Genomic DNA, 1,259 nt, shown 5'->3' with positions numbered 1-1,259 from the left:
GCAAAGTCCAGCTCCCAATGGAGGTAGCCCTGTGCATCGGCGATACCGGCGACGACCGTCAGCCACGGGAAACTGTCGAGCGTTTTCTCAATCGGCATGGCCTGCGCGAAGGTGCGGTCAGTGTCCTCCGCGACGTCGAGTTCCTGCCAGTTCATGTCACCGGCGAGGCTGGTCTGGCCGTACTTCTCGAACTTGCCGGCCTTCGGAGGCACACCCAGAATCGCTTCCAGACCAGCGACCCACTGATCCCAATCTGGCGGCTCGATCTCCGTCGTCAGCGGCCACGACCAGATCGCGCACCACGCGTCCATCGCGCGCCGGAGCCGGCGGTAGGCGCCGTTTTCGTCGTGGAGGACTTTCTCGATGTCCTCACGTGTCACGACAGCGTCGCTTTGCTCGTCGCGCTGCAACCCCCAGAGATCGACGCCGCGGTGGATCTGCGATTCGGCGATCGTCAATCGTCGCAGCGTGAAGTCCCACAGCATTTCCACCCGCTGCGCCAACCCCTGCAAACGCTTGATGATCGCCTTGCTCGGCGACTTGCGGATCTCGTTGCGCCACAGTCGCAACTCTTCGCGCTTCTGCGGCGCGTACGTCTTGGCCTCTGCTGTGTCGATCACCGCGCCCCAGCCGTCGGACGGCAGGAGGAAGTGGTGGATGTCGGCGCCGACCTCCTCGCCTAGCGGTACGTCCTTCGCAGGCGTCTTCAACCACTGTTTCTTCGCCAGCAGGCTCGGTGCATACACCGACCGCCGCGCACCGATCAGCGAATTGCCGCGGCGCAGATGCAGACCGAACCACGGGGCCTGCAGGCCGGCGACCATCGTGTCGAGCCACAGTGAGATCTCGGCCAGCTCGACGGCCGTCGAGTTGAGGTCCACCCCGTATACCTGGTGCAGCGCGATGTGCGCCTTCACCTTTTGCAGCTCGACCGGGTACTGGTCGGCGTCGATCAGCTCCCCGAGGTCCTCCTGCTGGCGTTTGAGGTATTCGGCCGCCAATTGTCGGACCGCCTCGATCGCGAACGCGCCCGACCCGAGAGCCGGCTCGCAGATCGACAGTTCCAGGATCTGCTCCGGCGTCGTCCGCACGTCGTCCTGATCCAGCAGCTCCTCGAGGGCCTGCGAGACAACGAACTTCGTCAGTACCTCGGGTGTGTAGTACGACGCCGACTGCTGGCGTTCGCGGCCGGCGAGCCGGAACACGAAGGTGCCCTTGTAGTGCTTCACCGGCTCTTCCTCGCCGGTGACAGGGTTAAC

General features: G+C 64.5%; 1 protein-coding gene. It reads right to left on the bottom strand.

The features are described 5' to 3' along the window. The coding region (locus RR1_RS21490) for a DNA methyltransferase (RefSeq protein WP_238558911.1) at window positions 1-1,229 on the bottom strand (1,229 nt) is incomplete at its 3' end. Between the last annotated feature and the right edge of the window lie 30 nt (window positions 1,230-1,259).

Source organism: Rhodococcus rhodnii NBRC 100604 (assembly GCF_001894925.1).
Lineage (GTDB): Bacteria > Actinomycetota > Actinomycetes > Mycobacteriales > Mycobacteriaceae > Rhodococcus_F > Rhodococcus_F rhodnii.
The sequence above is the reverse complement of the archived record's forward strand: the minus strand, read 5'-3'. Positions and strand labels throughout refer to the sequence as shown.